Genomic DNA, 6,002 nt, shown 5'->3' with positions numbered 1-6,002 from the left:
CACCGACCCGCCGCCGAGGCGGGTTTTGTGTTTTTGGCTCCTTTTGATTTGACGTCTGCCTGTGTTGTCGACGCGGAATGTCGGCAGGACAGAGGGGGGCGCCAGAAGCGCGACATTTGCGAGAAAATCATGTCCACACGCTACGCCACCATCATCACCGGCGATGACGGCCAAGAGATCGTCAGCGCCATCGGCGAATTCGAGGGTGCTGCGCCGCGGCCCCGTCTTGGCCGTGCCGAGCCGGTCGCTCCCGGCGTGCTGATCGGCATGGTGCGGGATGCGACCGGTGGCTTTTGTTTCCCGCAGGCAGGCGTCGGCGGGCAGCTTGTCGGTCTCGCCATGGCGCGCCTCAAGGCGCGGGCCAGCGTGGCAGGGCCTGCCCAACCGACGAGGCCTGCCCAGGCGGCGAGGCCGAAACGCACCAAGAAGGCCAGGAAGAAATCCGCCCGCTCGAAGAAGCCGGGCAGCCGGGCCAGATCGATGTCGAAGGCCGACGTTGCCGCCACCGATGCCAATGCCACGGACGGCCACGTCCATGACTGACAAAACCGCCGCCCGGCCAACGCGCGCCAAGGCAAAGCCGGCAAGGCGTAAACCCGCCACCAGCCCGGCGGCCACCAAGCCGCGCTCCAAGCGCGCGAAAAAGACGCTGGGCGACGATTTCCTGGCTGCCGTGCGCGCCGATTTCCGCACCCATGGCGCCGGCGTCATCGCCGAGGTGCGCGCCGACAAGCCCGACCAGTATCTGAAGATCGTGCTGTCGGTGCTGCCCAAGGATTTGCATGTCACCATCAACCAACTGGATGGCTTGAGCGATGACGAGATCCGCAACCGCATCCGCGCCCTTGAGGGCGTCGTCAAACCGTTCCTCGAAAAACCGGACGATGTCAGCGAGGACGGAATATCTGGCGCTGCTTGCGGAACTGGACCGCAGGCGCCGCACTAATCTTCTTGCCGCTTACCAGCCGTACCAGCGCCAGGCCGAGTTTCACGCGGCAGGTGCCACCAATCGTGAGCGGCTGTTCATGGCGGGCAACCAGCTCGGCAAGACCCGCGCCGGCGGCGCGGAGTGGGCCATGCACCTGACCGGGCGTTATCCCTCCTGGTGGCAAGGCAAGGTTTTTGACAGCGCGGTTCGTTTGTGGGCGGCCGGCGTCACCGGCGAAGGCACGCGCGACAATCCGCAGCGCGTGCTCGTCGGCCCGCCGCAGCAGCAGGCGGCCTGGGGCACCGGCATGATCCCCGCCGACGCCATCGTCCAGACCGCCATGGGCCGCGGCGCGCCCGGTGCGCTCGACAGCGTCGTGGTGCGCTGGGGCGGCGGCGGCGATGTGCAGGCCGATGAATCGGTGCTGTCGTTCAAGAGTTTCGAAAAAGGCCGCGAGAAATGGCAGGGCGAGACCCTGCACGGCGTCTGGTTCGACGAGGAACCGCCGCTCGACATCTATTCCGAAGGCCTGACCCGCACCAACGCGACGGGCGGGATTACGATCGTGACCTTTACGCCGCTGCTTGGGATGAGCGATGTGGTGATGCTGTTTTTGTCGGCCACGCAGGTGGAGGGCATGGCGAAGGGGTGACATCTCAGGACTTGGGTTCCTCGCCCCAGCAAAGCGGGGGAGAGGAAGGGCGCGAGGTCGCTGGCCTTGGCTCCCTTCCTCTCCCCCACCCTTGTGGGGATGAGGAACCCAAGCTTTCCAATGATTTCGCGATGGTGGTGCAAAGATTCTCTTCGAACGATGTAAGTTGGAGAACCAAAAGAATGTCCCGTCACGTCACCTTCATGACCATCGACGAAGCCGAGCACTATTCCCCCGACGAGCGCGCGGCGATCGTTGCCGCCTATCCCGCGCATGAGCGCGAGGCCCGCGCACGCGGCATTCCGGTGCTGGGCTCCGGCCGCATCTTTCCGGTGGCGGAGGCGCTGATCGCCTGCGAGCCGTTCCGGCTGCCGCGCTACTGGCCGAGGCTCGGCGCGCTGGATTTCGGCTGGGACCATCCTTCGGCCGCGGTCGAACTCGCCTGGGATACGGAGGCCGATGTCGTCTATGTCACCAAGGCTGCCCGCGCTTCGCAGCAGACGCCGGCCATGCAGACGCTGACGCTGAAGCCGTGGGGCGAATGGCTGCCCTTCGCCTGGCCGCGCGACGGCCGCCGCGAGACGCTGGAAGGAGCGGGCGTTGCGCTCGCCCGGCAATATGCCGCGCACGGGCTGAACATGCTGACCCGCCACGCGCAATTCCCCGACGGTTCGGTGTCGGTCGAAGCCGGGCTGATGGAAATGCTCGACCGCATGCAGTCCGGCCGCTTCAAGGTGTTTTCGACGCTGGCCGACTGGTTCGAGGAGTTCAGGCTTTATCATCGCAAAGACGGCCAGGTGGTCAAGCTGCGCGACGATCTGATGGCGGCGACACGCTACGGCGTGATGATGCTGCGCGAAGCGGTGGTTGATCCGGCGGAGTTCAAGGCGGTGCGACGGCCGGTGGGGCAGAGTGATCCGTTGGGGGCGTTTCGGTGAGGGGCAAGGCTCCCCACACTTCGTCGGAGCGGGACTTTCTGGGCGGCATGTCGGCTCAAAATATGCCAATCTCGGGCCGATCCATTGGAGGCAATGATGCCCAACCACGCGATGAGCCAGGCAAGTTTCCCGGAGATGTACGAGCGGTGGCTCGCAGGCCCTCTCTTCCGGCCGTGGGCCGAAATGACTCTCGAAGAGGTGGCGTTGTCTCCAGGCGATCGTGTCCTCGACATCGCTTGCGGAACAGGAATAGTGGCCCGCGTTGCAAGGGAGCGGCTCGGTGACGCCGGATACGTTGTCGGCATCGACGTCAGTTCGGATATGCTTGCCGTTGCGCGCGCCGTGGCGCCGGGCATCGACTGGCGCGAAGGCAATGCCGGCGCCCTGCCTCTCCATGATGGAGAGCAGTTCGACGTTGTCGTCTGCCAGCAGGGATTGCAGTTCTTTCCCGACAAGCCCGCGGCGGCAGCGCAGATGCGGCGGGCGCTGGCTAAGGGCGGCAGGCTGGCGGTAGCCACATGGCGATCCGACGACGAAATCCCGTTCTTTCGGGCGCTGCGCCGCGTGGCGGAGCGTCACCTGGGCGCCATCAAGGATCTGCGGCACAGCTTTGGCGACGCGGCCTCCGCTGAGGCGCTGCTCCGGGACGCCGGCTTCCACGAAGTCCGGTCAACGACTGTATCGCGCACAATACGCTTCCAGGACAGCGCACCCCTCCTGAGCTTGAACACGATGGCGCTCGTCGGCATGAGTGCTGTCGGCAGGGAAATGAGCGATCAGGAACGCAAGCGCGTCGTGGAGGCCATCGTGAGCGAAAGTGCGCCCGTGCTGCGCCCCTACGCCGATGGGTCGGGACTCGCTTTCGAGCTCAGCACCAATTTGGCGACAGCTGAAGGCTAACGAAGGAATTGCGAATACGGTGACAGTGCACTTTTATCGGGCGCAAACTGTCGGCGGGCAGAGCGATCCGCTGGGGCTTCAGGTGAGGGGCGAAATGCCCGACTTCGTCATTCTCGGGCTTGACCCGAGAATCCATGCCGCGACGGCCGCCGGGGAACGCGGCACGTCAGAACTCCGCGCCGTAGCAGCGCTCTCAGGTCGCGGCATGGATCCCTTGGGCTGCGAAGCAGCTCCAGGGGTCTGCGCCGCGTCGCTCCGCTCCTTGCTCCGCCATAGGATGAAGAGGTATCGGTCGCACCACCGCAATTCGAAATGACGCCGTATCACTCCACGATCTTCCAGTAAGAATCCTTGCGGATCACCTTGCCGTTGCGAAACGTGTAGAAGTCGCAGCCTTGGACTTCCTTTTTCACGCCCTCGCGGGTGGCGCCGGTGAGGGTCCATTTCGACATGCCGGTGTCGGCGGCCTCGTCCGCAAAGTGCTGAGCCTTGCCGTAGTGGACATCGGGCAAGCCTTCGAAGCGTGTCGCCAGCGCGTCCCGTACGTTGCGCCTGCCCTCGCAGCGAGTTCCCCAGGGCTCGGCTCCCCTCGGCATCTCCAGGACGCAGTCGTCGGCGAAGAACGCCATGATGCGATCGAGATCGTGCGCGTTGAAGGCTTCGCATAGCTCCGTCAGTGTCGCTCGAATGTCCATTCGTCCGTCTCCTGGATAGCCGACAGCGTTCCGAAGTTAGGTCACCGACGAGGGGGACGGTCAAGTGCACAAGCCGCCAGACTCCGCCCGAAAGCAGGAACCACAACCCATCGCCCGGCCCGTTCATGCCCCTCCGCATCATCCCCGCCACACTGCGCGACCTGTCCTACATCGCCGCCAACCTCCGCCCCGAAGACCGGGCCGAGATCGACTGCCAGCTTGACCACTGGTCGCCGGTTTTGCTGGCGCTGACGGCGTTGCAGGGGTTTGCCCATGTCGCCGAGCTCGACGGCAATCCGGAGGCCGGGTTTGGCGCTGCCGAACAGCGTGGCGGGCTGTGGATCGCCTGGAGCTGGGGCACGCGCCGGATGCGGCGCTGCGTGCCCGGGATGACGGAATTCTTTCACGCCGTGCTGGGGCCGCAGGTATCTGCGCGCGGCGCCTGGCGGGTCGAGGCGCGGGCGCTGGCCGCCAATGATCTGGCGCTGCGCTGGCTTGGCCGGCTGGGCGCAACGCAACGCTGCCTGCTGCCGGGCTACGGCAAAAACGGTGAAGATTTTTTCCTCTATGACTGGACAAGAGAAGGCTGGAACCATGTGTCTGTTTCAAAAACCACCGGAACTGAAGCCGCTGCCGCCGACACCGACAGCCGAGGACAAGGACGTGCAGGCGCGCGAGGCGGCACTGCGGGCTGAGCTCGAACAGCGCCAAGGCACGCTGAGCACCATCAAGACCGACCTCGCGCCCGGCAGCCTCACCGGCCAGCGCCGCGTGCTGCTGGGGATGTGACCATGACGCGATGAAGCGCAGTTTCAGGAAGCGCGTGTGGGATTGGTGGGTGTGGAGACGGCATGCGCGGGTGATGAGAAGGCGGGGGTGATGAGAAGGCGGGGTGATCTCCCCCCTCGAGGGGGAGATGGCCGGCAGGCCAGAGGGGGTCGGTACGACGGGACGCGACCTTCTATCTTGAAAAAGAGAATGCCGGCGCTCCACGCGAGGCGACCCCCACTGTCGCCTTCGGCGACATCTCCCCCTCGAGGGGGGAGATTACGCTCGCCGCGCGAAGGCCCAGACCATCAGCGGGTATTCCTCGTCATTGCTCAAGTCCCGCCACAGGCCGTAGGCGCGGACGGGGCCGCCGATGTGAGCCCTGGCGCAAGCCTTGTTGCCCCAGCCGTGGACCTTGACGTTGGCTTCGGGAAAGCCGCCATCGACCATCAGCTGCTTGAGGCCGGCGGGCGTCCATCTGTTGTAGTCGTGCGGCCTGGCGTGCACCCGAAACAGGAACGGTGTCGCCACCATCGCCCAGCCGCCGGGCCGGGTCATGGCGTGGATGTTCTGCACCGCCGCCTGCGGCCGCCGCACATGTTCCAGCACCTGGTCTGCGATGACGATGGAATATTGCTCGTCGGTGCGGTCCTTGCAGATGTCGAAGGCGGGGAAATCGACCGAGCGGTAGTTGGGGCACATCGCCCGCCAGGTGCGGTTCCAGCCGGGCGAGATCTCGATCACGTCGGAAGCTTTGCGGTTGCCCGCTTCGAGAAAGAGGCTGAACGCCTCGATCTGGCGGATACGCAGCCAGTTGCGGGAATCATAGCCAAGCAGCCGCTTCGCTACCTGTTTGCCGCGGTTTTTCAGGGTGCCGGCAAGGCTTGTCGTCGTCACATCGACCTCCTCGAAACCCCGCCATGAGAGAAAGCTAGCCCAGGCAAGTGGGCAAAAGATGACAGGAGTTTTTAGGGGAGGTTGGCGCGAGGCACCCCCCTCTGTCCTGCCGGACATCTCCCCCGCAATGGGGGAGATTGGATGTCGCGACGGCCTTCGCCAATTGTCAACGTTGCAGGAAAATTGAGGCCCAAAAGGTGCCAATCTCCCCCTTTGCGGGGGAG

At 65.1% G+C, this 6,002-nt stretch carries 9 protein-coding genes; 7 read left to right on the top strand and 2 right to left on the bottom strand.

Translation table 11 applies throughout. From position 1 onward, the window contains the following. The first annotated feature begins 129 nt into the window (after positions 1-129). From NKJ06_RS33840 to NKJ06_RS33820, 5 genes are all read left to right on the top strand, one after another. Positions 130-543, top strand: a complete 414-nt coding sequence (locus NKJ06_RS33840) for a hypothetical protein (protein ID WP_352812248.1) — start codon at positions 130-132, stop codon at positions 541-543. Continuing rightward, positions 536-946 carry a hypothetical protein gene (locus NKJ06_RS33835; RefSeq protein ID WP_352636328.1) on the top strand — a complete coding sequence of 137 codons (411 nt, stop codon included), beginning with the start codon at positions 536-538 and terminating at the stop codon, positions 944-946. The genes NKJ06_RS33840 and NKJ06_RS33835 overlap by 8 nt, the downstream gene beginning before the upstream one ends. Beyond that, complete coding sequence (locus tag NKJ06_RS33830) at positions 885-1,580, top strand: terminase large subunit domain-containing protein (protein ID WP_502905670.1); 696 nt, start codon at positions 885-887, stop codon at positions 1,578-1,580. The genes NKJ06_RS33835 and NKJ06_RS33830 overlap by 62 nt, the downstream gene beginning before the upstream one ends. A 131-nt stretch (positions 1,581-1,711) precedes the next feature. Then, positions 1,712-2,518 carry a phage terminase large subunit family protein gene (locus NKJ06_RS33825; protein WP_352812246.1) on the top strand — a complete coding sequence of 269 codons (807 nt, stop codon included), beginning with the start codon at positions 1,712-1,714 and terminating at the stop codon, positions 2,516-2,518. A gap of 96 nt (positions 2,519-2,614) precedes the next feature. After that, positions 2,615-3,418: a class I SAM-dependent methyltransferase gene (locus NKJ06_RS33820; protein WP_352634476.1), complete on the top strand. Its 804-nt coding sequence runs from the start codon at positions 2,615-2,617 to the stop codon at positions 3,416-3,418. Positions 3,419-3,741: 323 nt separating this feature from the next. Here NKJ06_RS33820 and NKJ06_RS33815 read toward each other — a convergent pair whose 3' ends face one another. Then, a complete protein-coding gene (locus tag NKJ06_RS33815; RefSeq protein WP_352634474.1) occupies positions 3,742-4,113 on the bottom strand; it encodes a nuclear transport factor 2 family protein in 372 nt (123 codons plus the stop codon). Between the two features lie 125 nt (positions 4,114-4,238). On the opposite strand from NKJ06_RS33815, the gene NKJ06_RS33810 reads away from it, so the two are divergent. Further along, positions 4,239-4,808 carry a hypothetical protein gene (locus NKJ06_RS33810; protein WP_352634472.1) on the top strand — a complete coding sequence of 190 codons (570 nt, stop codon included), beginning with the start codon at positions 4,239-4,241 and terminating at the stop codon, positions 4,806-4,808. Next, positions 4,777-4,902 (top strand): hypothetical protein, encoded by a 126-nt coding sequence (locus tag NKJ06_RS33805; RefSeq protein ID WP_352634471.1) that lies wholly within the window; start codon positions 4,777-4,779, stop codon positions 4,900-4,902. The genes NKJ06_RS33810 and NKJ06_RS33805 overlap by 32 nt, the downstream gene beginning before the upstream one ends. 258 nt (positions 4,903-5,160) lie before the next feature. Here the strand turns inward: NKJ06_RS33805 and NKJ06_RS33800 are convergent, their stop codons facing one another. Further along, positions 5,161-5,778, bottom strand: coding sequence for a class I SAM-dependent methyltransferase (locus NKJ06_RS33800; protein WP_352634469.1), 618 nt, complete (start codon positions 5,776-5,778; stop codon positions 5,161-5,163). Positions 5,779-6,002 lie beyond the last annotated feature (224 nt).

It is taken from the genome of Mesorhizobium sp. M0293 (assembly GCF_040321735.1).
Lineage (GTDB): Bacteria > Pseudomonadota > Alphaproteobacteria > Rhizobiales > Rhizobiaceae > Mesorhizobium.
This window is presented reverse-complemented; position numbering and strand designations above follow the sequence as displayed.

Excerpts from the sequence above, each read along its gene's own strand:
- NKJ06_RS33840 (WP_352812248.1), top strand. The coding sequence starts at position 130 with ATGTCCACACGCTACGCCACCATCATCACCGGCGATGACGGCCAAGAG.
- NKJ06_RS33835 (WP_352636328.1), top strand. The coding sequence starts at position 536 with ATGACTGACAAAACCGCCGCCCGGCCAACGCGCGCCAAGGCAAAGCCG.
- NKJ06_RS33830 (WP_502905670.1), top strand. The coding sequence starts at position 885 with ATGTCAGCGAGGACGGAATATCTGGCGCTGCTTGCGGAACTGGACCGC.
- NKJ06_RS33825 (WP_352812246.1), top strand. The coding sequence starts at position 1,712 with ATGGTGGTGCAAAGATTCTCTTCGAACGATGTAAGTTGGAGAACCAAA.
- NKJ06_RS33820 (WP_352634476.1), top strand. The coding sequence starts at position 2,615 with ATGCCCAACCACGCGATGAGCCAGGCAAGTTTCCCGGAGATGTACGAG.
- NKJ06_RS33815 (WP_352634474.1), bottom strand. The coding sequence starts at position 4,113 with ATGGACATTCGAGCGACACTGACGGAGCTATGCGAAGCCTTCAACGCG.
- NKJ06_RS33810 (WP_352634472.1), top strand. The coding sequence starts at position 4,239 with ATGCCCCTCCGCATCATCCCCGCCACACTGCGCGACCTGTCCTACATC.